Source organism: Streptomyces olivochromogenes, assembly GCF_021538895.1.
GTDB lineage: Bacteria > Actinomycetota > Actinomycetes > Streptomycetales > Streptomycetaceae > Streptomyces > Streptomyces olivochromogenes_A.
The window spans coordinates 14730-37212 of sequence record NZ_JADDRL010000049.1; the positions used below are offsets into that span (position 1 = coordinate 14730).

The following is a 22483-nucleotide window of genomic DNA, read 5'->3' on the forward strand; positions in this document are numbered from 1 at the left end:
GGGGAGAGGGAAGCACGGGTCATGAGCGTGGTCCTGGATGTCATCTACATCGCGCTGATGTGCTTCCTCATTGTGCTGATCTTCCGGTTGGTCATGGACTACGTCTTCCAGTTCGCCCGCTCATGGCAACCCGGCAAGGCGATGGTGGTCGTTCTGGAGGCCACCTACACTGTCACCGATCCACCGCTCAAGCTTCTGCGGCGGTTCATCCCGCCGCTGCGTCTCGGGGGCGTGGCGCTCGACCTGTCCTTCTTCGTACTGATGATCATTGTTTACATCCTGATCTCGATCGTGAGCCGGCTGTGAGCGATGTGAACTACCGTCTTGCCGATGCCGACGACTACGTTGAGGTGAAGAGATGCCGTTGACCCCCGAGGACGTGCGGAACAAGCAGTTCACGACCGTCCGCCTCCGAGAAGGCTATGACGAGGACGAGGTCGATGCCTTCCTCGACGAGGTCGAAGCCGAGCTGACCCGCCTGCTCCGCGAGAACGAGGACCTGCGCGCCAAGCTGGCCGCGGCTACGCGTGCTGCTGCCCAGAATCAGCAGAACATGCGCAAGCCCCCGGAGCCGCAGGACCAGGGGCCGGGCATGCCTCAGCAGGGGATGCGAGGTCCCGGCGCTCCGGTACCCGCCGGCATATCGGGCCCGCCGCAGCAGCAGATGGGTGGCCCCATGGGTGGCCCGCCCCAGCTGCCGAGCGGCGCCCCGCAGCTGCCCGCCGGTCCCGGCGGTCAGGGCGGCCCGCAGGGTCCCGGTCCGATGGGCCAGGGTCCGATGGGCCAGGGTCCGATGGGCCAGGGTCCGATGGGCCAGGGCCCGATGGGTCAAGGCCCGATGGGTCAAGGCCCGATGGGTGGCCAGCCGCCCATGCAGCAGATGGGTGGTCCGATGGGCGGCCCCATGGGTGGTCCGATGGGCGGCCCCGGTCAGGGCCCCGGTGGCGACAGCGCCGCCCGTGTCCTCTCGCTGGCCCAGCAGACCGCCGACCAGGCGATCGCCGAGGCCCGTTCCGAGGCCAACAAGATCGTCGGCGAGGCCCGCAGCCGCGCCGAGGGTCTGGAGCGTGACGCCCGTGCCAAGGCCGACGCCCTGGAGCGGGACGCGCAGGAGAAGCACCGCGTCGCGATGGGTTCCCTGGAGTCCGCTCGCGCCACGCTGGAGCGCAAGGTCGAGGACCTGCGCGGCTTCGAGCGCGAGTACCGCACGCGACTGAAGTCGTACCTGGAGTCGCAGCTGCGTCAGCTGGAGACCCAGGCCGACGACTCGCTCGCGCCGCCGCGCACCCCGGCCACCGCCTCCCTGCCGCCGTCCCCGGCGCCCTCGATGGCTCCGGCCGGTGCGGGTGCCCCGTCCTACGGTGGCAACCAGACGATGGGCGGCCCCCCGATGCCGCCGGCCCCGTCGTACGGCGGCCAGCAGCAGATGTCCCCGGCGATGACCCAGCCGATGGCTCCGGTCCGTCCGCAGGGCCCCGGCCCGATGGGCCAGGCTCCCTCGCCGATGCGTGGGTTCCTGATCGACGAGGACGACAACTGACGGCCGGCACGGTCAGTAGTACGCCGTAGGCATCGGCAGCGTTCAGGGCGGGACCCCGGACTTCGGTCCGGGGTCCCGCCCTTTTTACGCGTGTTGCGGCCGATGTCGGCCGGGGTCGGACGCACGCAGAAACGGGTCGGGGCCCGGCCCTCGTGAGAGGACCGGGCCCCGAGGAGCCTGGTGACTACGCCTTGCGCAGACGGAACGTGAGCGACAGGCCCTCGTCCGTGAACGTCTCGCCGTAGCTGTCGTCCGCCTCGCCCTGGGCGAAGTCGGTCGCCAGGACCTCGTCGGCGATCAGCTCGGCGTGCTCGCCCAGCGCCGCGACGACCGCCGGGTCCGTGGAGGTCCAGCGCAGCGCGATGCGGTCGGCCACGTCGAGGCCGCTGTTCTTGCGGGCCTCCTGGATCAGCCGGATCGCGTCGCGGGCGAGGCCCGCCTGGCGCAGCTCCTCCGTGATCTCCAGGTCGAGGGCGACCGTGGCACCGGAGTCGGACGCCACCGACCACCCCTCGCGCGGGGTCTCCGTGATGATCACCTCGTCCGGGGCGAGCGCGACCGTCTCGCCGTCGACCTCCACCGACGCCGTGCCCTCGCGCAGCGCCAGGGACAGCGCGGCCGCGTCGGCGGCGGAGATGGCCTTGGCCACGTCCTGGACCCGCTTGCCGAACCGCTTGCCCAGGGCGCGGAAGTTCGCCTTGGCGGTGGTGTCGACCAGGGAACCGCCGACCTCGGACAGCGAGGCCAGGGAGCTGACGTTCAGCTCCTCGGTGATCTGCGCGTGCAGCTCGCGGTCGAGGGACTCGAAGCCCGCGACCGCCACCAGGGCGCGGGACAGCGGCTGGCGGGTCTTGACGCCAGACTCCGCGCGCGTGGCGCGGCCGAGCTCCACCAGGCGGCGGACCAGGACCATCTGCTTCGACAGCTCCGGGTCGATCGCCGACAGGTCCGCCTCGGGCCAGGACGCCAGGTGCACCGACTCCAGGGCGCCCGGGGCCACCGGCACCACCAGGTCCTGCCAGACCTGCTCGGTGATGAACGGGGTCAGCGGGGCCATCAGCTTGGTGACCGTCTCGACGACCTCGTGCAGGGTGCGCAGCGCGGCCTTGTCGCCCTGCCAGAAGCGGCGGCGCGAGCGGCGGACGTACCAGTTCGACAGGTCGTCGACGAACGCCGACAGCAGCTTGCCGGCGCGCTGGGTGTCGTACGCCTCCAGCGCCTGCGTCACCTGGTCGGTGAGCGCGTGCAGTTCGGAAAGGAGCCAGCGGTCGAGAACGGGTCGCTCGGCCGGGGCCGGGTCGGCCGCGGACGGGGCCCAGTTCGACGTGCGCGCGTACAGGGCCTGGAAGGCGACCGTGTTCCAGTAGGTGAGGAGCGTCTTGCGGACGACCTCCTGGATGGTGCCGTGGCCGACGCGCCGCGCCGCCCACGGGGAGCCGCCGGCCGCCATGAACCAGCGCACCGCGTCGGCGCCGTGCTGGTCCATGAGCGGGATCGGCTGCAGGATGTTGCCCAGGTGCTTGGACATCTTGCGGCCGTCCTCGGCGAGGATGTGGCCGAGGCACACGACGTTCTCGTACGACGACTTGTCGAAGACCAGCGTGCCGACGGCCATCAGCGTGTAGAACCAGCCGCGGGTCTGGTCGATCGCCTCGGAGATGAACTGCGCCGGGTACCGGCTCTCGAACAGCTCCTTGTTCTTGTACGGGTAGCCCCACTGCGCGAACGGCATCGAACCCGAGTCGTACCAGGCGTCGATGACCTCCGGCACGCGCGTGGCCGCCTTCCCGCAGCCGTCGTGACGGCAGGCGAAGGTGACGTCGTCGATGTACGGGCGGTGCGGGTCGAGGGCGGACTGGTCGGTTCCGGTCAGCTCGGACAGCTCCGCGCGGGAGCCGACGACCGTGAGGTGGTCGTCCTCGCAGCGCCAGATCGGCAGCGGGGTGCCCCAGTAGCGGTTGCGGGACAGCGCCCAGTCGATGTTGTTGTTGAGCCAGTCGCCGAAGCGGCCGTGCTTGACCGTCTCCGGGAACCAGTTGGTCTTCTCGTTCTCTTCGAGGAGGCGGTCCTTGACGGCCGTCGTGCGGATGTACCAGGACGGCTGCGCGTAGTAGAGCAGCGCGGTGTGGCAGCGCCAGCAGTGCGGGTAGCTGTGCTCGTACGGCAGGTGCTTGAAGAGCCGGCCGCGCTGTTGGAGGTCCTCGGTGAGCTTTTCGTCCGCCTTCTTGAAGAAGACGCCGCCGACCAGCGGGACGTCCTCCTCGAAGGTGCCGTCCGGGCGGACCGGGTTGACCACCGGCAGACCGTACGCGCGGCAGACCTTGAGGTCGTCCTCACCGAAGGCCGGGGACTGGTGGACCAGACCCGTACCGTCCTCGGTGGTGACGTAGTCGGCGTTCACCACGTAGTGGGCGGGCTCGGGGAACTCCACGAGCTCGAACGGACGTTGATACGTCCAGCGCTCCATCTCGGCGCCGGTGAAGCTCTGGCCGGTGCGCTCCCAGCCCTCGCCGAGCGCCTTCTCGACCAGCGGCTCGGCGACGACGAGCTTCTCCTCGCCGTCGGTCGCGACGACGTAGGTGACCTCCGGGTGCGCGGCCACCGCCGTGTTGGAGACCAGGGTCCAGGGGGTCGTCGTCCACACCAGGAGCGCGGCCTCGCCGGCGAGCGGACCGGAGGTGAGCGGGAAACGGACGTACACGGACGGGTCGACGACCGTCTCATAGCCCTGCGCCAGCTCGTGGTCCGACAGGCCGGTGCCGCAGCGCGGGCACCAGGGGGCGACGCGGTGGTCCTGGACCAGCAGGCCCTTGTCGAAGATCTCCTTCAGCGACCACCAGACCGACTCGATGTACTCGGGGTCCATCGTGACGTAGGCGTCGTCGAGGTCGACCCAGTAGCCCATGCGGGTCGTCAGGGCGGCGAAGGCGTCGGTGTGGCGGAGCACGGACTCACGGCACTTGGCGTTGAACTCGGCGATGCCGTACGCCTCGATGTCCTGCTTGCCGGAGAAGCCGAGCTCCTTCTCGACCGCGAGTTCCACCGGCAGGCCGTGGCAGTCCCAGCCGGCCTTGCGGGCCACGTGGTAGCCGCGCATGGTGCGGAAGCGGGGGAAGACGTCCTTGAAGACGCGCGCCTCGATGTGGTGGGCGCCGGGCATGCCGTTGGCGGTGGGCGGGCCCTCGTAGAACACCCACTCCGGGCGGCCCTCGGACTGCTCCAGGCTCTTGGCGAAGATCTTCTGCTCGCGCCAGAAGTCGAGCACGGCGTGCTCGAGCGCGGGCAGGTCGACCTGGGCGGGTACCTGGCGATACGTCGGCGCTGTCATCTGCGAGCTTCCTCCAACGGACTTTCTGCCTTCCGTCGGAGGGACGAGAGCCGTATGTGCTACGTACGCCGTGTGCGGCGCGCTCCCGCGGTACCACCCTCCTTGGCCCGCCGTACGCCGTACGCGCCGGTGAGCCCCCTCATTGGGGTCGCGAAGCCGGTTCTACCGGCCCCCGGGCCTTCCCTGGGGCTTTCTTCCGGCGGCTCCGGGGTGATCTTCACGTCGCGCTCGCCCCCGGGCTTCCACCGTCCCCGGGTCGCTCTGGGCTGCGTACGCCGCTACTCGTCCCCATCCACGCTTTTCGCTCCGCCCAGTGTACGGCGCACCGGGGACAGCGGCCGACCGGATTTCCGGGTGCGGGTGCCGGGGAGCCCGGCTGGTGGCAGGATGCCCCAAATGGCGAGGTACGCGTGTTCGGATCCTGGGATGCCGGGCTCGGCGGATTACCCGGCGGGGAGCTGGGCACAACGGATGCAGGCTTGCGGAGCGACATGCGCGAGCCGGGCGAATCGGGCGGTGCGTCCCGTTGCCGCGGGACTCAAGTCGATTTATCGTCCCAGCACGATTCGCGTGCAAGATCACAATATGTGAAGGGGCCGCGGCCATGGTGGCGAAAAAGACCGCCGTACAGCAGTCGGCGTCCAGCGGGGCCAGGGCCACGGCGGCCTCCGGCGGTGCGGATGCCCCCGGCGGTGCGGTCAAGGACGTAGGGGGGAAGAAGAGCACGGCCCGGTCGAGCGGGAAGAAGAACGCCCGGGCGGAGGGCGCCGGTGGGGAGAGCGCGGCCAAGGGGGACGGCGTCGCCAGGAAGGCCGCCGTGAGGAAGCCGGACGCCGGCAGGAAGCCGGTGGCCGAGAAGAAGTCCGCCGCCGGGAAGGCGGCAGGGAAGACCGTCGCCGCGGCCACGGCCGCGAAGAGAACCGCGGCGAAGGAGACGGTCGCCAAGGGGAAGGCGGCCGAGGAGACGGTGGCTGACGAGACGGTCGCCGAGGTGACGGCGGCGAGCCAGGAGGCCGCCGACCGGAAGGCCGCCCCCAAGAACGCGAAGAGCACCAAGAGCACCAAGAGCGCGAAGAACGCCAAGAACGCGAAGAAGACGGATGCCGAGGAGGTCGCCTCAGGCGACGGCACCCCCAAGGGCGCGAGCAGGAAGAGCACGGCCAAGAAAGCGGGCGCGGCGCGGGCCGCGAAGCAGACGGGAGCCACGACGGTGGTTGCGAAGAAGACTCCTGGCACGGCCACGGCGGCGAAGACCGCCGTCCCCAAGGCACGGGTCGCCGCGGCGGCGGAGCCCGGCGAGCTCGCGGTGCGCCCGGGCGAGGACCCGTGGACCCCCGAGGAGGTCGAGGAGGCGCGCTCCGAGCTGCTGTCCGAGGGGGCGCGGCTGCGCGCCGAGATCACGTCCTCCGAGGAGTCCATCGCCGGCCTGATGCGGGACTCCGGGGACGGTGCCGGGGACGACCAGGCGGACACCGGCACGAAGAACATCACCCGCGAGCACGAGATGGCGCTGGCCGCCAACGCGCGCGAGATGCTCGTCCAGACCGAGCGCGCCCTGAAGCGGCTGGACGCGGGCACGTACGGCCTGTGCGAGATCTGCGGCAACGCCATCGGCAAGGCCCGTATGCAGGCCTTCCCGAGGGCCACCTTGTGCGTCGAGTGCAAGCAGAAGCAGGAACGTCGCTCCTGAGCAGGTGGGTCGTCCGGGGCGTGCCGTACGCTCGTCCTCAGTCAGGCACCTAGGTTGAGGGACTCACGTGACAGAGGCGGAGCGCATCATCGGTACGCCGGACACTCCGGAGGACAGCGGCGAGCAGCCGACGGCGGCCGGGGCGGCCTCCGTGTCCGGTGCGGCGACCGGCGCGGACGAGCGGGAGAGCGCGGCCGAGCGGCCCCGGGGTAGGCGCCGGATCGTGGTGCTGTTCGCGGTGGCGGCCTTCGCGTACGCCCTCGACCTGATCAGCAAGATGGTCGTGGTCGCGAAGCTGGAGCACCACGCGCCGATCAAGGTCGTGGACGGCTGGCTGGAGCTCAACGCCATCCGCAACCCGGGGGCGGCCTTCGGCTTCGGCGAGGCCTTCACGGTCATCTTCACGGTGATCGCGGCGGCCGTGATCGTGGTGATCATCCGCCTGGCCCGCAAGCTGTACAGCCTGCCCTGGGCGATCGCGCTCGGCCTGCTGCTCGGCGGGGCGATCGGCAACCTCACCGACCGGATCTTCCGTACGCCGGGGCTCTTCGAGGGCCAGGTCGTGGACTTCATCGCGCCCAAGGGCTTCGCGGTCTTCAACCTCGCCGACTCGGCGATCGTCTGCGGCGGCATCCTGATCGTGCTGCTGTCGTTCCGCGGGCTCGACCCGGACGGGACCGTCCACAAGGACTGAGGCGTCCGACAAGGACCGAACCGTCCCCCAGGGGCTGAGGGGACGGAGGGCGCGTTGACGGTCCTGTCGGACCCGTCCGGCATACTCGTCGGGTGAGCACGATTCCCGAGATCCGTACCCTGCCCGTACCCGACGGCCTGGAGGGCGAGCGCGTCGACGCCGCCATCTCCCGCATGTTCGGCTTCTCCCGTACTAAGGCGGCGGAGCTGGCCGCCGCGGGCAAGGTGCAGGTCGACGGCGCCGTGGTCGGCAAGTCCGAGCGGGTCCGCGGCGGGGCCTGGCTGGAGGTCGAGATGCCGCAGGCGCCCGCTCCGGTGCAGGTGGTGGCCGAGCCGGTCGAGGGCATGGAGATCGTGCACGACGACGATGACGTGGTCGTGATCGTCAAGCCGGTCGGCGTGGCCGCGCACCCGTCGCCGGGCTGGAGCGGCCCGACCGTGATCGGCGGCCTGGCCGCCGCCGGCTACCGGATCTCGACCTCGGGCGCCGCCGAGCGCCAGGGCATCGTGCACCGCCTCGACGTCGGCACGTCGGGCCTGATGGTGGTCGCCAAGTCCGAGTACGCGTACACCTCGCTCAAGCGCCAGTTCAAGGAGCGCACGGTCGACAAGCGCTACCACACGCTCGTCCAGGGCCACCCCGACCCGACCAGCGGCACCATCGACGCCCCCATCGGCCGCCACCCCAACCACGACTACAAGTGGGCGGTCACGGCCGAGGGCAAGCCCTCGGTGACCCACTACGACCTCATCGAGGCCTTCCGCGCCGCCTCCCTGCTCGACGTGAAGCTGGAGACGGGCCGCACCCACCAGATCCGCGTCCACATGTCCGCCCACCGCCACCCGTGCGTGGGCGACCTGACCTACGGCGCCGACCCGACGCTCGCCAAGCGGCTGCGCCTGACCCGCCAGTGGCTGCACGCCGTCCGGCTCGGCTTCGAGCACCCCGGGGACGGGCAGTGGGTCGAGTTCGCGTGCGACTACCCCGAGGACCTGCAGCAGGCGCTGGAACAGGTCCGCGAGGAGACCTGGGCATGAGCGCCGGGTACACGGTCCGGATCGTCGACGACCTGACCGACCGCGAGGCGTGCTTCGCGGTGCGCAAGGAGGTCTTCGTCGTCGAGCAGAACGTCCCCGAGGACATCGAGTACGACGAGTACGACGCGGTCGCGGTACACGTGCTGGCCGTCCGGGAGGACGGCGTACCGCTCGGCACCGGGCGGCTGCTGTACGGCGAGGAGGCCGCCGCCAGGACCGGCGGCGGCCCTTCCCTGGGCGCCCTGGGGCGGCTCGCCGTCACCCGGGAGGCACGCGGACTGGGCGTCGGCGTCGCCCTGGTGCGGGCCATCGAGGAGGCGGCCCGCGCGCGCGGACTGACGACGGTCGACCTCCACGCCCAGACGCAGGCCCTGGGTTTCTACGAGCGACTCGGCTACGAGGCGTACGGCCCGGAGTACCCGGAGGCGGGGATCCCGCACCGGGCGATGCGCCGCGCCCTGTAGCGGCGGCGCCGAAAGGGCCGGTCAGAAGGGTCGCGTGGCAGGCTTGAGGCCTGCTGTGTGACCCGTCGACTCCCGGAGCGCCCGCCGTGGATCAGCTGGCCCTGTTGTTCGTGTTGCTGCTCGGGGCCCTGATCAGCGTGCCGGTGGGGGACCGGTTCGGACTGCCCGCGCCGGTGCTGATGACGCTGTTCGGGATCGTTCTCGCGGTGCTCGACTTCGTGCCGAACGTGAACATCCCGCCGGAGCTGATCCTGCCCACGCTGCTTCCGCCGTTGCTCTACGCGGCGGTGCGGCGCACCTCCTGGCGCCAGTTCGCCGCGAACAAACGGCCGATCTTCCTGCTGGCCGTGGCCCTGGTGTTCGTCACCACGATCTGCGTGGCGGCCGTCGCCCACGCGATCGTGCCGGGGCTGCCGGTCGCCGCCGCCGTGGCGCTGGGCGCGCTGGTCGCCCCGCCCGACCCCGTCGCCGCCACGGCCGTCGCCGGGCAGCTCGGGCTGCCGCGCCGGCTGGTGTCGATCCTGGAGGGCGAGGGGCTGTTCAACGACGTCACGGCGATCGTGCTCTACCACGTGGCGATCGCCGTCGTCGTCAGCGGCTCGTTCTCGCCCTGGCAGGCCGGACTGGACCTGGTGCTGTCCGCGGTGGTCGCGCTCGCCGTGGGGCTCGCCCTCGGCTGGGGCGCGAACAAGCTGCTGGACCTGCTGGACGACGCGACCCTCCAGATCGGCCTGACCCTGCTGGTGCCGTACGTGTCGTACGTGATCTCGGAGGAGCTGCACGGGTCCGGGGTGCTCGCCGTGCTCACCACCGCGCTGTTCCTCGCCGAGTACGCCCTCGACGCCGACGACGTGATGACCCGGCTCGCCGGGCACGCCTTCTGGGACATCGTCGACACGCTGGTCACCGGCGTGGCGTTCGGGCTGATCGGGCTCGAACTGCACAACGCGATCCGGACGGCCTCCGGGCGCTGGCCCGACCTGCTCGGCTGGGCGGCCACGATCGTCGTCGTGGTGCTGCTCGTACGGCTGGTGTACCTGCTCCCCGCCACCTGGCTGACCAAGCGGCTGCACGCCCGGCGGGACCACGACGAGGACATCCCGATGAGCTGGCGGGAGACCGTCGTCATGTGGTGGGCGGGGATGCGCGGGGTGGCCTCGGTGGCGCTGGCGCTGGCCATTCCGCTGCGGACCGAGGACGGGTCGCCCTTCCCGGACCGCGACGAGATCGTGTTCATCGCGTTCGGGGTGATCATGTCGACGCTGGTGCTCCAGGGGCTGACCCTGCCGTGGCTGGTGAAGCGGCTGCGGGTACGGGCCGACACCGAGCGGGAGAAGGAGTTCGAGAAGGAGCTGGCGGTGCGGGCGGCGAAGGCGGCGCGGGGGAGGCTGACGGAGATCGAGGAGGTCGAGGAACTGCCGGAGGAGCTGTCAGAGCAGATGCACCGGCGGGCCTTCGACATCGGCCTGCGGATCAGCCCGGACCTGGGCGAGGAGGAGCGGCGGGAGGCCCACCAGCAGCGCGTGCGGCGGCTGAGGCGGGTACGGCAGATCCAGAACGAGATGCTGAGCGCGGCGCGGCACGAGGTGCTGGCGGCGCGGAGCGAGCCGGGGGCGGATCCGGAGATCGTGGACCGGGTGCTGCGGCATCTGGACGTACGCAGCCTGAAGTGAGCTCGGGTGATCTCCGCCGTGACCCTGCGGGGCGGCAGTCATATGAACACATGGCGGTTGTGGATATCCGCAGGCCCGGTCCGCGTTCCGCTCGTACTCTCGGATCATGGCTCGCAACATTGTGATCAGTGGTGGCGGTACGGGAATCGGGCTGGCGGCCGCGCAGGCGTTCGCGGCGGACGGGGATCAGGTGCTGCTGCTCGGGCGGCGCGCCGAGGTGCTGGAGAAGGCCGGGGTGCCGGGGGCGCTCACCCGTGCGGCCGACCTCCGTGACCCGGCGGACGTGCGGGGCGTGGCCCGGTTCGTCGCCGAGCGGCTCGGCACCGTGGACGTGCTCGTGCACAGCGCCGGAGGCAACGGAGGCCTCGAACCCGAGGCCGGCGGCGAGGACGCGCTCGACGCCGTCGCGCACGACTGGACGGTCAACTTCCGGCTCAACACCCTGACCTCCGTGCTGCTCACGGAGGCGCTGAAGGAGCGGCTGGCGGAACCGGGCGGCCGGGTGCTGTTCCTGAGCTCCATAGCGGCCTACCGCGGGTCGGGCAGCGGGGCCTACGCGGCGTCCAAGGCGGCCCTGCATCCGTACGCCCATGATTTGGCCCGGCAGCTGGGCCCGCGCGGCATCACCGTGAACGTGGTCGCGCCGGGGTACATCGAGGACACCGACTTCTTCGGGGGCCCGATCGAGGAGGCACGGCGGGAGCGGCTCGTCGACGAGACCGCGACCGGCCGGGCCGGGACGCCCGGGGACGTCGCCGCCACCCTGCACTGGCTGGCCTCCCCGGGCGCCGGGCACATCACCTCGCAGATCATCCAGGTCAACGGCGGAGCCGAACGGGGGCACTGACGAGCGGCGGGGTCAGCCCCGGCCCGTCCGGGGCTGCTCGGGCAGGCGCCGCGCCCCCGCGCCGTCGGGGGAGGGGAGGTGGCCGGGCGGCAGCACCGCGTCCGCCGTGTTGACCCGGGGCAGCGCGTACGGATGCTCAGCGCACAGCCAGCTGATCATCTGCTCACGGACCGTGACCCGGACCTTCCACACGTCGTCCGCGTCCTTGGCGGTGACCAGCGCCCGCACCTGGAGGGTGTTCGGCGTGGAGTCGGTGACCGCGAGCCCGTAGTCGCGCCCGTCCCAGGCCGGGCATTCGCGCAGGAGGTCCCGCAGCTTCTCGCGCATCAGCTCGATCGGCGCGGTGTGGTCGAGGTGCCAGAAGACGATGCCGGTCATCTGCGGGGTGCCGCGCGACCAGTTCTCGAAGGGTTTGGAGGTGAAGTACGACACGGGCATGGTGATCCGGCGCTCGTCCCAGGTCCGTACGGTCAGGAAGGTCAGCGTGATCTCCTCGACCGTGCCCCACTCGCCGTCCACCACGACGGTGTCGCCGATCCGCACCATGTCGCCGAAGGCGATCTGCAGCCCGGCGAACAAGTTGGAGAGCGTGGACTGGGCAGCCACACCGGCGACGATGCCCAGGATTCCGGCGGAGGCCAGCAGGGACGCGCCGGCCGCGCGCATCGCCGGGAACGTCAGCAGCATCGCCGCGGCGGCGACCACGCCGACGACCGCCGCCACCACGCGCATGATCAGCGACGCCTGGGTGCGGACCCGGCGGACCCGGGCGGCGTCGTGGTGGACGCGGGCATAGCGGGTGTACGACGTCTCGACGATCGCCGCCGCGATCCGGGTCATCAGCCAGGCCGCCGACCCGATCAGCACCAGTGTCAGCGTCCGGCCGATGCCGACCCGGTGGGCCTCCAGCAGCTGAGCCTGGTCGTACGAGCCTCTGAGCAGGGCCGCGCACAGCATCAGCTGGTAGGGGATCCGGGCGCGGCGCAAGAGGCCCCACAGGGGCGTCTCGCTGTGCCGTTCGTCGGCCTTGCGCAGCAGCAGATCGGTGGCCCAGCCGATGAGCAGCGTGAGGACGACGGCACTGCCGACCACGACGAGAGGGCGCAGAACGTTCTCCATGCCTCCGAACGTAACCGGCGTCGGGCGGTGATGAACATGTGTGTTCGCGAGCGGAGGGGGTACGGCCGCGGTGCGGCACCGCCGTATCCGGCTGGCACCATGGCCCCATGAACATCATGCTCTTTCACTCGACCTATGGCCTCAGGCCCGCGGTGCGCGCCGCGGCGGATCGGTTGCGGGCCGCGGGGCACGAGGTGTGGACGCCGGACCTGTTCGCGGGGCGCACGTTCGAGACGGTCGAGGACGGCATGGCGTTCAAGGAGGAGATCGGCAAGGACGAGCTGCTGAAGCGGGCCGTCCTGGCGGCGGCGCCCTACTCGGAACGGGGGCTGGTGTACGCGGGGTTCTCGCTCGGTGCCTCCGTCGCGCAGACCCTGGCGCTGGGCGACGAGAAGGCACGCGGGCTGCTGCTCCTGCACGGCACGTCGGACATCGCGCCGAACGTCTCGGTGGACGACCTGCCGGTCCAGCTGCACGTGGCCGAGCCGGACCCGTTCGAGACGGACGACTGGCTCGGCTCCTGGTACCTGCAGATGGGCAGGCTGGGCGCGGACGTCGAGGTCTACCGGTACGCCGGGGCCGGCCACCTCTACACCGACCCCGAGCTGCCGGACTACGACGAGGAGGCCGCCGAGGCCACCTGGCGGGTGGCACTCGGCTTCCTCGACAGTCTGCGGACCGCCTAGCGCGGACCGGCTGGTCGGCGGCTGCCGCCGACTCAGCCCGGGAAGCACTCCTTGGGGTTGTGCACCAGCGACATGAAGTGCCCGGAGTACACCCAGGACGTCGGCTTCGAGTCGTAGATCCGGAACCACAGGGCCCCCGAGGGGGTGTGGCGGGTGGAGCACTGGATGCGCAGGGTCGTGTTGAACGGCTCCGTGCGGAACTTGTGCGACGAGGAGGTGGGCTGCGCGTAGATGGGGGCACCGCCCCTGTCCAGCACGGTCAGATTGACGAAGGCCGGCGCTGCCGAGGCCTCCGTCGCCTGAGCGACGGAGGCGAGCCCGGCGAGCGTCATGGCAGCGGCAATCGTCGCGGTCTTCTTCAAGACACCTTGGGGGGTGGCCATGTGACTCCAATCATGAACAGACCTGGCGGGCCGCCAGGTAGGGCGACCCGCCAGAGTGTTCGATGCCGGAAAGATCTCGTCGGTTGCTCCGGGCGTTGATCTTTTTACACAGGGTTGTAGGTGCGCTCGACCTTCTGCGTGCCGCTGCGCGTGCTGTACGAACGCGACCAGGACGAGGTGGCGTTCGCGTCCGTGCGGTCGGACAGGACGTAGTAGTCCATCTGCGCGCGGTCGGCGGTGATGTCCAGGACGCCGTAGCCGTGGCGGTCGGTGTCGACCCAGTGGACGTGGCGGTTGGCGGCGCGGATGAGCGGCGAGGCGATCGCGGTGAGGGTGCCCTCGGGGACCTTGACGATGTCGTCGAGGTTGTCCGAGGTGACCGAGGTGACCACGAACTCCGTGGCGGCCGAGGCCGAGAGCGGGTAGGTGCCCGCGTCCACCGGCACGTCGTTGGCCCACGCCATGTGGATGTCTCCGGTCAGGAAGACGGTGTTGCGGATGGCGTTGGAGCGCAGGTGGGCCAGCAGCTCGCGGCGGTCGTCGGTGTAGCCGTCCCACTGGTCGGTGTTGGCGGCGATGCCCTCCTGCGGCAGCCCGAGCAGCTTGGCCAGCGGCTTGAACAGGTCGGCGGAGAGGGAGCCGAAGGAGAACGGCGAGATCATCACCGAGTTGCCGACCAGCCGCCAGGTGGTGTCGGAGGCCTTCAACCCCGCCTTCAGCCAGTCGAGCTGCGCGCGCCCCGTGATGGTGCGCTCGGGGTCGTCGACCGAGCCGTTGCCGACCTTGACCTGCTGGGAGCGGAAGGACCGCAGGTCCAGCAGCGAGAGGTCGGCGAGCTTGCCGAAGCGCAGCCGGCGGTAGGTGGTGCCGGCGATCGCCGGGCGGACCGGCATCCACTCGAAGTAGGCCTGCTTGGCGGCCGCCTGACGGTCCCTCCAGGCACCTTCGGCGCCCTCGGTGTGGTTCTCGGCACCGCCGGACCAGGAGTCGTTGGCGAACTCGTGGTCGTCCCAGATCGCGATGACGGGCGCCTTGGTGTGCAGGGCCTGCAGGTCCGGGTCGGTCTTGTACTTGCCGTGCCGGGTGCGGTAGTCGGCGAGCGTGAGGATCTCGTGGGTGGGCGCGTGCTGCCGCACGACGGTGCCGCGCGTGCCGTACTCGCCGGTGCCGTACTCGTAGATGTAGTCGCCGAGGTGCAGCCAGGCGTCGAGGTCGCCGCGGGCCGCGAGGTGGCGGTAGGAGGAGAAGTAGCCGGCCTCCCAGTTGGCGCAGGAGACCACGCCGAAGCGCAGGCCCGACACGGCCGCGTCCGCCGCCGGCGCGGTGCGGGTACGCGCCACCGGGGAGTCCGTGCCGCCTGCCGAGAAGCGGAACCAATAGCTGGTGGCCGGGGCCAGGCCGCGTATGTCGGCCTTGACCGTGTGGTCGGAGGCGGCCTTCGCGGTCGTGGAGCCCTTGGCGACGACGTTCGTCAGCGCCTTGTCCGTGGCGACGACCCAGCTCACCTCGGTGTCCGGGCCGAGCCCGGAGCCGGGTATCGCCTCGGCGGTGGGGGTCACGCGGGTCCACAACAGGATGCCGTCGGGCAGCGGGTCGCCGGAGGCGACGCCGTGCAGGAAGGCGGGGGCCTGGCCGGCGGCGCGGGCGGGCAGCGCGGCGGCGAGCGGGCCGGCCAGAACAGCGGTCGCCGCCGCGGCCTTGACGACCGTACGGCGGCGGGGCGAGAGGGAGTTGATGCCCTCGGAGGATCGGTTTCGACTGGTCACGACCGATCAGGTTACTGATCGGTATGATCGAGAGCGGGCGAACTCCCAAAGTTCGCCCGCTCTTCATTCGGCGGTGGGTATCTGACCGGTTGTCAGGCCGGTTGTCAGGCCTTGAGAGCCGCGTTCACCGCAGAGTTGAACTCGGACACCGTCCAGGGCTGGTTGGGGTCCGAGGTCGTGAGCGTCTTGCCGTCCATGACGAAGCTCGGGGTGCCCGTGACACCGTCCTTGTTGGTGTCCCAGGTCTTCGACATCGCCAGTGCCCAGGCGTCGTAGGTGCCCTTCTTCACCGCGGTCTGGAACGCGGTGTTGTTCTTCAGGGCGGGGACGGTGTTCGCGATCTTGATGAGGTAGTCGTCGCTCTTGAACTTGTCGTCCGTCTCCTCCGGGTGCCACTGCTTCGAGTACAGCGCCGTCTTGTACTCGAGGAATGCCTCCGGGCTGACGTTCAGCGCGGCGCCCATGGCGCTCGTCGCGTTCTTGGAGCCCTCGCCGCGCGAACCGATCTTGCCCTTGCTCAGCGAGTCGCCGTCGAGGAACGTACCGCCGATGTACTGGATCTTGTACTTGCCGTCGTCGATGTCCTTCTTCACCGTCGAACCGACGGTCTGCTCGAACGCGGCGCACACCGGGCAGCGCGGGTCTTCGTAGACCTTGAGGGTCTTCTTCGCGGTGTCCTTGCCGATGACGACGGTGGTGCCGTCGGTGCCCTTGGTGTTGGCCGGAGCGACGACCTTGTCGCCCTTCAGGCCCTCCCAGTAGCTGGGCTTGTTGGCCTGGACGACGGCGTAGCCGATGCCGCCCGCCGCGGCCAGGACGGCCACGACCGAGGCGGCCACGATGACCTGCCGCTTGATCTTGGCGCGCTGGGCCTGCTTCTCGCGCTCCAGGCGCAGCCGCTCCCGGGCCGCGTTCTTCGCCGCCTGGCTGTTCCGCTTGCTCATATTCGTGATCTCCATGTGGGACGCGCACATGCCGTACGCGGGATACGTGTGGGGGACTGGTCTTGCTCACTGCGCTCGCCCCGAAAGGGGCGGCCGGCGGCACCGCTCAGGCCGGGGCCAGGGCGGGGGAGCAGGAGCACGGCGGTCCACGCCGTCCCAGGGAGTGCACGAGGATCAGTTCGCGTGCGGCGGCGGTGCGTGGCGCGAAACGCGGCAGCCGGCGCACCGGAGCCGGCCGGACCGCCGCCACGGCGGCCACCGCCACCAGCAGCGGACGGAAGGTCGTCGCGGCCATCGCGCGCAGCAGCTGGGTCAGCGCCCGCTCGCCGCGACGCAGCCAGACGGCGGCGAGCAGGCCGACGCCGACGTGCGCGGCGAGCAGCAGCCAGGCGGCGACCGGGTCGGCGTGCGCGAGCAGCGCGGGGACGCGGCCGCCGCCGGTCACCTGGGCCAGCGGGGTGCCCACCGAGCCGCCTCGGCACAGCACGTCGAGGCCGACCGCGCGCAGGGGGCCGGCGATCGGGCCGCCCGCCCTGCCGTAACAGGCGTGCTGGCCGGTGGTGAACACGGTGTCGGCGGCCAGTTCCAGCGGGATCAGCAGCACCGCGATGCGGCCGAAGCCGCGCTCGCGGCCCGCCAGTGCGTACGCCGTGACGAAGACGCCGACGGCGACCGCGGTCACGGTCGTCAGTGGCAGCGGAGCCCGTGACAGCAGGACGTGCGACGCGGTGCTGAGCGTCACGACGAAGGCCGTGAACAGCGCCGCGCGCACGGCTCTGAGCTGGGTTCCGGATATGTCCATGGCGTGGAGAGTCTGTCACGGACTCGGGTAAGGGACCCTTAAAAGGCCCTTGCGAGTCCGGGACGGTCCGAGTCCGGGACGGTCACAGCCCCGGAATCCGGCCGTTGCGGAACAGGTCCAGGAAGATCTGGTGGTCGGCACGCGCGCGTGCGCCGTAGCTGTGCGCGAACTCGGTCAGCAGGTCCGCGAAGCCCGCCTCGTCGGCCGCGATCGCCGCGTCGATGGCCCGCTCCGTGGAGAACGGCACCAGGGACTCGCCGGAGGTGTCGTCCGCCGCCGCGTGCATGGTGGCGGTGGCCCGGCCCAGGTCGGCGACGACGGCCGCGATCTCCTCCGGGTCGTCGATGTCGCCCCAGTCCAGGTCCACGGCGTACGGCGACACCTCGGCGACCAGCTGGCCGGCGCCGTCCAGCTCGGTCCAGCCCAGCCACGGGTCGGCGTGCGCCTGCAGGGCGCGCTGGGAGATCACCGTGCGGTGGCCCTCGTGCTGGAAGTACTCCGCGATCGCCGGGTCCGTGATGTGCCGGGAGACGGCCGGGGTCTGGGCCTGCTTGATGTAGATCACGACGTCGTTCTCCAGGGCGTCGCTGTGGCCCTCCAGGAGGATGTTGTACGACGGCAGGCCCGCCGAGCCGATCCCGATCCCGCGGCGCCCCACGACGTCCTTGACCCGGTAGGAGTCCGGGCGGGCCAGGGAGGTCTCCGGCAGCGTCTCCAAGTAGCCGTCGAAGGCGGCCAGCACCTTGTAGCGGGTGGCGGCGTCCAGCTCGATGGAGCCGCCGCCCGGCGCGAAGCGGCGCTCGAAGTCGCGGATCTCGGTCATCGAGTCCAGCAGCCCGAACCGGGTCAGCGAGCGGGCGTCACGCAGTGCGTCCAGGAGCGGGCCCTGCGCGGTGTCCAGCGTGAACGGCGGCACCTCGTCCCGCTTGGCGCCGGTGGCCAGCGCGTGGATGCGCTCGCGGTAGGCGCCCGCGTACACCCGCACCAGCTCGGTGATCTGCTCGTCGCTGAGCGCCTTCGCGTACCCGATGAGGGCGATGGAGGCGGAGAAGCGCTTCAGGTCCCAGGTGAAGGGGCCGACGTACGCCTCGTCGAAGTCGTTGACGTTGAAGACCAGGCGGCCGTTGGAGTCCATGTACGTGCCGAAGTTCTCCGCGTGCAGGTCGCCGTGGATCCACACGCGCGAGGTGCGCTCGTCCAGGTACGGGCCGCCGCGCTTCTCGGCGTCCGCGTCGTGGTAGAAGAGGCACGCCGTGCCCCGGTAGAACGCGAAGGCCGAGGCCGCCATCTTCCGGAACTTCACGCGGAACGCGGCCGGGTCGGCGGCCAGGAGCTGGCCGAAGGCGGTGTCGAAGACGGCGAGGATCTCCTCGCCGCGCTGCTCGTCGTTGAGCTGGGGTACCGACATCGCTGGGTGCCTCCTGGTACGGATGGTGCTCGGATGGTGCGGGACGGGTGGGGCGGACGGGGCGTCCGACCGCACGGGTCGTCCGCTTTCCTCCAACGCATGAAGGTACGCGCGAGTGCCCGGCGAGTGTCAGTGCCGGGGCATAGACTTCGACGCTGTCCCCCAGACTGTCCGCAGTCGGTCCGCAGCCGGTCGGAAGATCGTCGACGCACGTTTCCTTTGGAGGCCGAAACCGTGTCAAAGCCGCCCTTCACGCACCTGCACGTCCACACCCAGTACTCGCTGCTGGACGGTGCCGCGCGGCTCAAGGACATGTTCAACGCCTGCAACGAGATGGGCATGACGCACATTGCCATGTCCGACCACGGCAACCTCCACGGCGCGTACGACTTCTTCCACACCGCGCAGAAGGCCGGAATCACCCCGATCATCGGGATCGAGGCGTATGTCGCGCCCGAGTCCCGGCGTAACAAGCGCAAGATCCAGTGGGGCCAGCCGCACCAGAAGCGCGACGACGTCTCCGGTTCGGGTGGTTACACCCACAAGACGATGTGGGCCGTGAACAGGACGGGCCTGCACAACATCTTCCGGCTCTCCTCCGACGCCTACGCCGAGGGCTGGCTGCAGAAGTGGCCCCGGATGGACAAGGAGACCATCGCCCAGTGGTCCGAGGGCATCGTCGCCTCCACCGGCTGCCCCTCCGGCGAGGTCCAGACCCGGCTGCGCCTCGGCCAGGACGAGGAGGCCCTCAAGGCCGCCGCCGACTACCAGGACATCTTCGGCAAGGACCGCTACTTCCTGGAGCTGATGGACCACGGCATCGAGATCGAGCACCGGGTCCGCGACGGCCTGCTGGAGATCGGCAAGAAGCTCGGCATCCCGCCGCTGGTGACGAACGACTCGCACTACACGTACGCGCACGAGGCGACCGCCCACGACGCCCTGCTGTGCATCCAGACCGGCAAGAACCTCTCCGACCCGGACCGCTTCAAGTTCGACGGCACCGGCTACTACCTGAAGTCCACGGACGAGATGTACGCCATCGACTCCTCGGACGCCTGGCAGGAGGGCTGCGCCAACACCCTCCTGGTCGCCGAGATGGTCGACACCACCGGCATGTTCGAGGCCAAGAACCTCATGCCGAAGTTCGACATCCCCGACGGCTACACCGAGGTCACCTGGTTCAAGGAGGAGGTCCGCCGCGGCATGGCCCGCCGCTTCCCCGGCGGCGTCCCGGACGACCGCCAGAAGCAGGTCGAGTACGAGCTGGACGTCATCATCCAGATGGGCTTCCCGGGCTACTTCCTCGTGGTCGCCGACTTCATCATGTGGGCCAAGAACAACGGCATCGCGGTCGGCCCCGGCCGAGGCTCCGCGGCCGGCTCGATCGTCGCCTACGCCATGGGCATCACCGACCTCGACCCGATCCCGCACGGCCTGATCTTCGAGCGGTTCCTCAACCCCGAGCGCGTCTCCATGCCCGACGTCGACATCGACTTCGACGAGCGTCGGCGCGTCGAGGTGATCAGGTACGTGACCGAGAAGTACGGCGCCGACAAGGTCGCCATGATCGGCACCTACGGCAAGATCAAGGCCAAGAACGCGATCAAGGACTCCGCGCGCGTGCTGGGCTACCCGTACGCGATGGGCGACCGCCTCACCAAGGCGATGCCCGCCGACGTCCTCGGCAAGGGCATCGACCTCGACGGCATCACCAACCCCTCGCACCCCCGGTACAACGAGGCCGGCGAGATCCGCGGGATGTACGAGAACGAGCCGGACGTCAAGAAGGTCATCGACACCGCGAAGGGCGTCGAGGGCCTGGTCCGGCAGATGGGTGTGCACGCCGCCGGCGTGATCATGTCCAGCGAGCCCATCGTCGACCACGCCCCGATCTGGGTGCGGCACACGGACGGCGTGACCATCACGCAGTGGGACTACCCGCAGTGCGAGTCGCTCGGCCTGCTGAAGATGGACTTCCTCGGCCTGCGCAACCTGACGATCATGGACGACGCCGTCAAGATGGTGAAGTCCAACAAGGGCATCGACCTCGACCTGCTGGCCCTGCCGCTCGACGACCCGAAGACCTTCGAACTCCTCCAGCGCGGCGACACCCTCGGCGTCTTCCAGTTCGACGGTGGGCCTATGCGCTCCCTGCTGCGCCTGATGAAGCCCGACAACTTCGAAGACATCTCCGCCGTCTCCGCGCTCTACCGTCCCGGCCCGATGGGCATGGACTCGCACACCAACTACGCGCTGCGCAAGAACAAGCTCCAGGAGATCACCCCGATCCACAAGGAGCTGGAGGAGCCCCTGGAAGAGGTCCTCGCCGTCACCTACGGCCTGATCGTCTACCAGGAGCAGGTCCAGAAGGCCGCCCAGATCATCGCCGGGTACTCGCTCGGCGAGGCCGACATCCTGCGCCGCGTGATGGGCAAGAAGAAGCCCGACGAACTGGCCAAGAACTTCGTCCTCTTCCAGAAGGGCGCCCGCGACAAGGGCTTCAGCGACGAGGCGATCCAGGCACTGTGGGACGTGCTGGTGCCCTTCGCCGGCTACGCCTTCAACAAGGCGCACTCCGCCGCGTACGGCCTGGTCTCGTACTGGACCGCCTACCTGAAGGCGAACCACCCCGCCGAGTACATGGCCGGACTGCTCACCTCGGTCAAGGACGACAAGGACAAGTCGGCCGTCTACCTCAACGAGTGCCGCCGCATGGGCATCAAGGTGCTCCCGCCGAACGTCAACGAGTCGGTGCACAACTTCGCGGCGCAGGGCGACGACGTGATCCTGTTCGGCCTGGAGGCCGTCCGCAACGTCGGTACCAACGTGGTCGAGTCGATCATCAGGAGCCGCAAGGCCAAGGGCAAGTACGCGTCCTTCCCCGACTACCTCGACAAGGTCGAGGCGGTCGCCTGCAACAAGCGCACCACGGAGTCGCTGATCAAGGCCGGCGCCTTCGACACCATGGGGCACACCCGCAAGGGCCTCACCGCGCAGTACGAACCGATGATCGACAACGTGGTCGCGGTCAAGCGCAAGGAGGCCGAGGGGCAGTTCGACCTCTTCGGCGGGATGGGCGAAGAGGACAACAGCGAGCCCGGCTTCGGACTGGACGTCGAGTTCACCACCGAGGAGTGGGACAAGACCTATCTGCTCGCCCAGGAGCGGGAGATGCTCGGTCTGTACGTCTCAGACCATCCGCTCTTCGGCCTCGAGCACGTGCTCTCCGACAAGGCCGACGCGGGCATCGCCCAGCTCACCGGCGGCGAGCACGCGGACGGCGCGGTGGTCACCATCGGCGGCATCATCTCCGGCCTGCAGCGCAAGATGACCAAGCAGGGCAACGCCTGGGCGATCGCCACCGTCGAGGACCTCGCGGGCTCCATCGAGTGCATGTTCTTCCCGGCGACCTACCAGCTCATCTCGACCCAACTCGTCGAGGACGCGGTCGTGTTCGTCAAGGGCCGCCTCGACAAGCGCGAGGACGTACCGCGGCTGGTGGCGATGGAGCTGATGGTTCCCGACCTCTCCAACGCGGGCACCAACGCCCCCGTGATCCTGACCATCCCGGCCACCAGGGTCACCCCGCCCATGGTCAGCCGCCTCGGCGAGATCCTCAGCCACCACAAGGGCGACAGCGAGGTCCGCATCAAGCTCCAGGGCCCGCGCAAGACGACGGTGCTGCGCCTCGACCGGCACCGGGTGAAGCCGGATCCGGCGTTGTTCGGCGACCTGAAGGTCCTCCTCGGACCCTCCTGCCTGGCGGGCTGACCCGCACCGACACCGAGGGGCGCACCCTGAGCGGGTGCGCCCCTCGGCTGTGCCTGGGCTTCAACAGCCCTGCCGGACTACGGGAGTCCGAACGCGCGGGCCTCAGTTGTGGCCGAAGCGCTTCTGCTGCTTACGAGCAACATCCGCCGGGCTGCCCTGCGTGTGCGTGATCGGAGACTCGTGGGCCTCCGTCGAGGACCGGTGCGCCTGCTCCTGAGCCTGCTCGGCCTGCGAGGCGCGGTTCTGCGGGCCACCCTGCTTGCGGTTCTTGTTCTTGGCCATGGTGATCTGCCTCCTGAGGGGGATCTAGGGGCCAGGGCCGCCATCA

Annotated in this window: 18 protein-coding genes; 10 read left to right on the forward strand and 8 right to left on the reverse strand. The window is 70.1% G+C overall.

Going from position 1 to position 22483, the window contains the following annotated elements:
• Positions 1-21: 21 nt before the first annotated feature.
• Positions 22-306, forward strand: coding sequence for a YggT family protein (locus tag IPZ69_RS24250; RefSeq protein ID WP_016435858.1), 285 nt, complete (start codon positions 22-24; stop codon positions 304-306).
• Between the two features lie 52 nt (positions 307-358).
• A complete protein-coding gene (locus IPZ69_RS24255) occupies positions 359-1540 on the forward strand; it encodes a DivIVA domain-containing protein (protein WP_235456437.1) in 1182 nt (393 codons plus the stop codon).
• A 184-nt stretch (positions 1541-1724) separates the two neighbouring features.
• Here IPZ69_RS24255 and ileS read toward each other — a convergent pair whose 3' ends face one another.
• Positions 1725-4868 carry an isoleucine--tRNA ligase gene (gene ileS / locus IPZ69_RS24260; RefSeq protein ID WP_235456438.1) on the reverse strand — a complete coding sequence of 1048 codons (3144 nt, stop codon included), beginning with the start codon at positions 4866-4868 and terminating at the stop codon, positions 1725-1727.
• Positions 4869-5472: 604 nt separating this feature from the next.
• On the opposite strand from ileS, the gene IPZ69_RS24265 reads away from it, so the two are divergent.
• The 6 genes from IPZ69_RS24265 to IPZ69_RS24290 all read left to right on the forward strand — a co-directional run bounded on the left by IPZ69_RS24265 (position 5473) and on the right by IPZ69_RS24290 (position 11273).
• Complete coding sequence (locus IPZ69_RS24265; protein ID WP_235456439.1) at positions 5473-6558, forward strand: TraR/DksA family transcriptional regulator; 1086 nt, start codon at positions 5473-5475, stop codon at positions 6556-6558.
• A gap of 67 nt (positions 6559-6625) precedes the next feature.
• Positions 6626-7252: a signal peptidase II gene (gene lspA / locus IPZ69_RS24270; protein ID WP_235456440.1), complete on the forward strand. Its 627-nt coding sequence runs from the start codon at positions 6626-6628 to the stop codon at positions 7250-7252.
• A gap of 92 nt (positions 7253-7344) precedes the next feature.
• Positions 7345-8289, forward strand: a complete 945-nt coding sequence (locus IPZ69_RS24275; RefSeq protein WP_235456443.1) for an RluA family pseudouridine synthase — start codon at positions 7345-7347, stop codon at positions 8287-8289.
• Positions 8286-8753 carry a GNAT family N-acetyltransferase gene (locus IPZ69_RS24280; protein ID WP_235456445.1) on the forward strand — a complete coding sequence of 156 codons (468 nt, stop codon included), beginning with the start codon at positions 8286-8288 and terminating at the stop codon, positions 8751-8753. Before IPZ69_RS24275 ends, IPZ69_RS24280 begins: the two co-directional genes overlap by 4 nt.
• Before the next feature lie 86 nt (positions 8754-8839).
• Positions 8840-10426, forward strand: a complete 1587-nt coding sequence (locus IPZ69_RS24285) for a Na+/H+ antiporter (protein WP_235456448.1) — start codon at positions 8840-8842, stop codon at positions 10424-10426.
• Positions 10427-10532: 106 nt separating this feature from the next.
• Complete coding sequence (locus IPZ69_RS24290) at positions 10533-11273, forward strand: SDR family NAD(P)-dependent oxidoreductase (RefSeq protein WP_235456451.1); 741 nt, start codon at positions 10533-10535, stop codon at positions 11271-11273.
• Positions 11274-11285: 12 nt separating this feature from the next.
• Here the strand turns inward: IPZ69_RS24290 and IPZ69_RS24295 are convergent, their stop codons facing one another.
• Positions 11286-12392, reverse strand: coding sequence for a mechanosensitive ion channel family protein (locus IPZ69_RS24295; RefSeq protein WP_235456452.1), 1107 nt, complete (start codon positions 12390-12392; stop codon positions 11286-11288).
• Positions 12393-12499: 107 nt separating this feature from the next.
• Between IPZ69_RS24295 and IPZ69_RS24300 the strand changes: the two genes are divergently transcribed.
• Positions 12500-13078 (forward strand): dienelactone hydrolase family protein, encoded by a 579-nt coding sequence (locus IPZ69_RS24300; RefSeq protein WP_235456453.1) that lies wholly within the window; start codon positions 12500-12502, stop codon positions 13076-13078.
• A gap of 32 nt (positions 13079-13110) precedes the next feature.
• Here the strand turns inward: IPZ69_RS24300 and IPZ69_RS24305 are convergent, their stop codons facing one another.
• The 5 genes from IPZ69_RS24305 to IPZ69_RS24325 form a co-directional block, all read right to left on the reverse strand.
• Complete coding sequence (locus IPZ69_RS24305; RefSeq protein WP_235456455.1) at positions 13111-13461, reverse strand: hypothetical protein; 351 nt, start codon at positions 13459-13461, stop codon at positions 13111-13113.
• Positions 13462-13565: 104 nt separating this feature from the next.
• Entirely contained in the window at positions 13566-15227 is a 1662-nt protein-coding gene (locus IPZ69_RS24310; RefSeq protein WP_235456456.1) for an alkaline phosphatase D family protein, read from the reverse strand.
• 104 nt (positions 15228-15331) lie between these two features.
• Positions 15332-16171, reverse strand: coding sequence for a thioredoxin domain-containing protein (locus tag IPZ69_RS24315; RefSeq protein WP_235456457.1), 840 nt, complete (start codon positions 16169-16171; stop codon positions 15332-15334).
• Between the two features lie 106 nt (positions 16172-16277).
• Positions 16278-16973: a hypothetical protein gene (locus IPZ69_RS24320; RefSeq protein ID WP_235456458.1), complete on the reverse strand. Its 696-nt coding sequence runs from the start codon at positions 16971-16973 to the stop codon at positions 16278-16280.
• An 82-nt stretch (positions 16974-17055) separates the two neighbouring features.
• The gene (locus IPZ69_RS24325; RefSeq protein ID WP_235456461.1) at positions 17056-18381 is read right to left on the reverse strand and encodes a DUF2252 domain-containing protein; all 1326 of its coding nucleotides are present in this window, start codon (positions 18379-18381) and stop codon (positions 17056-17058) included.
• 234 nt (positions 18382-18615) lie between these two features.
• Here IPZ69_RS24325 and dnaE point away from each other — a divergent pair, with 234 nt between their 5' ends.
• Positions 18616-22155 (forward strand): DNA polymerase III subunit alpha, encoded by a 3540-nt coding sequence (gene dnaE, locus IPZ69_RS24330; protein WP_235456462.1) that lies wholly within the window; start codon positions 18616-18618, stop codon positions 22153-22155.
• A gap of 102 nt (positions 22156-22257) precedes the next feature.
• On the opposite strand, the gene IPZ69_RS24335 is transcribed toward dnaE, so the two are convergent.
• The gene (locus tag IPZ69_RS24335) at positions 22258-22437 is read right to left on the reverse strand and encodes a hypothetical protein (RefSeq protein ID WP_235456464.1); all 180 of its coding nucleotides are present in this window, start codon (positions 22435-22437) and stop codon (positions 22258-22260) included.
• Between the last annotated feature and the right edge of the window lie 46 nt (positions 22438-22483).

What these genes read in the sequence shown, in the direction of transcription:
- IPZ69_RS24250 (WP_016435858.1), top strand. Translation starts at nt 22, where the DNA reads ATGAGCGTGGTCCTGGATGTCATCTACATCGCGCTGATGTGCTTCCTC.
- IPZ69_RS24255 (WP_235456437.1), top strand. Translation starts at nt 359, where the DNA reads ATGCCGTTGACCCCCGAGGACGTGCGGAACAAGCAGTTCACGACCGTC.
- ileS (WP_235456438.1), bottom strand. Translation starts at nt 4,868, where the DNA reads ATGACAGCGCCGACGTATCGCCAGGTACCCGCCCAGGTCGACCTGCCC.
- IPZ69_RS24265 (WP_235456439.1), top strand. Translation starts at nt 5,473, where the DNA reads ATGGTGGCGAAAAAGACCGCCGTACAGCAGTCGGCGTCCAGCGGGGCC.
- IPZ69_RS24280 (WP_235456445.1), top strand. Translation starts at nt 8,286, where the DNA reads ATGAGCGCCGGGTACACGGTCCGGATCGTCGACGACCTGACCGACCGC.
- IPZ69_RS24290 (WP_235456451.1), top strand. Translation starts at nt 10,533, where the DNA reads ATGGCTCGCAACATTGTGATCAGTGGTGGCGGTACGGGAATCGGGCTG.
- IPZ69_RS24295 (WP_235456452.1), bottom strand. Translation starts at nt 12,392, where the DNA reads ATGGAGAACGTTCTGCGCCCTCTCGTCGTGGTCGGCAGTGCCGTCGTC.
- IPZ69_RS24300 (WP_235456453.1), top strand. Translation starts at nt 12,500, where the DNA reads ATGAACATCATGCTCTTTCACTCGACCTATGGCCTCAGGCCCGCGGTG.
- IPZ69_RS24305 (WP_235456455.1), bottom strand. Translation starts at nt 13,461, where the DNA reads ATGGCCACCCCCCAAGGTGTCTTGAAGAAGACCGCGACGATTGCCGCT.
- IPZ69_RS24315 (WP_235456457.1), bottom strand. Translation starts at nt 16,171, where the DNA reads ATGAGCAAGCGGAACAGCCAGGCGGCGAAGAACGCGGCCCGGGAGCGG.
- IPZ69_RS24320 (WP_235456458.1), bottom strand. Translation starts at nt 16,973, where the DNA reads ATGGACATATCCGGAACCCAGCTCAGAGCCGTGCGCGCGGCGCTGTTC.
- IPZ69_RS24325 (WP_235456461.1), bottom strand. Translation starts at nt 18,381, where the DNA reads ATGTCGGTACCCCAGCTCAACGACGAGCAGCGCGGCGAGGAGATCCTC.
- IPZ69_RS24335 (WP_235456464.1), bottom strand. Translation starts at nt 22,437, where the DNA reads ATGGCCAAGAACAAGAACCGCAAGCAGGGTGGCCCGCAGAACCGCGCC.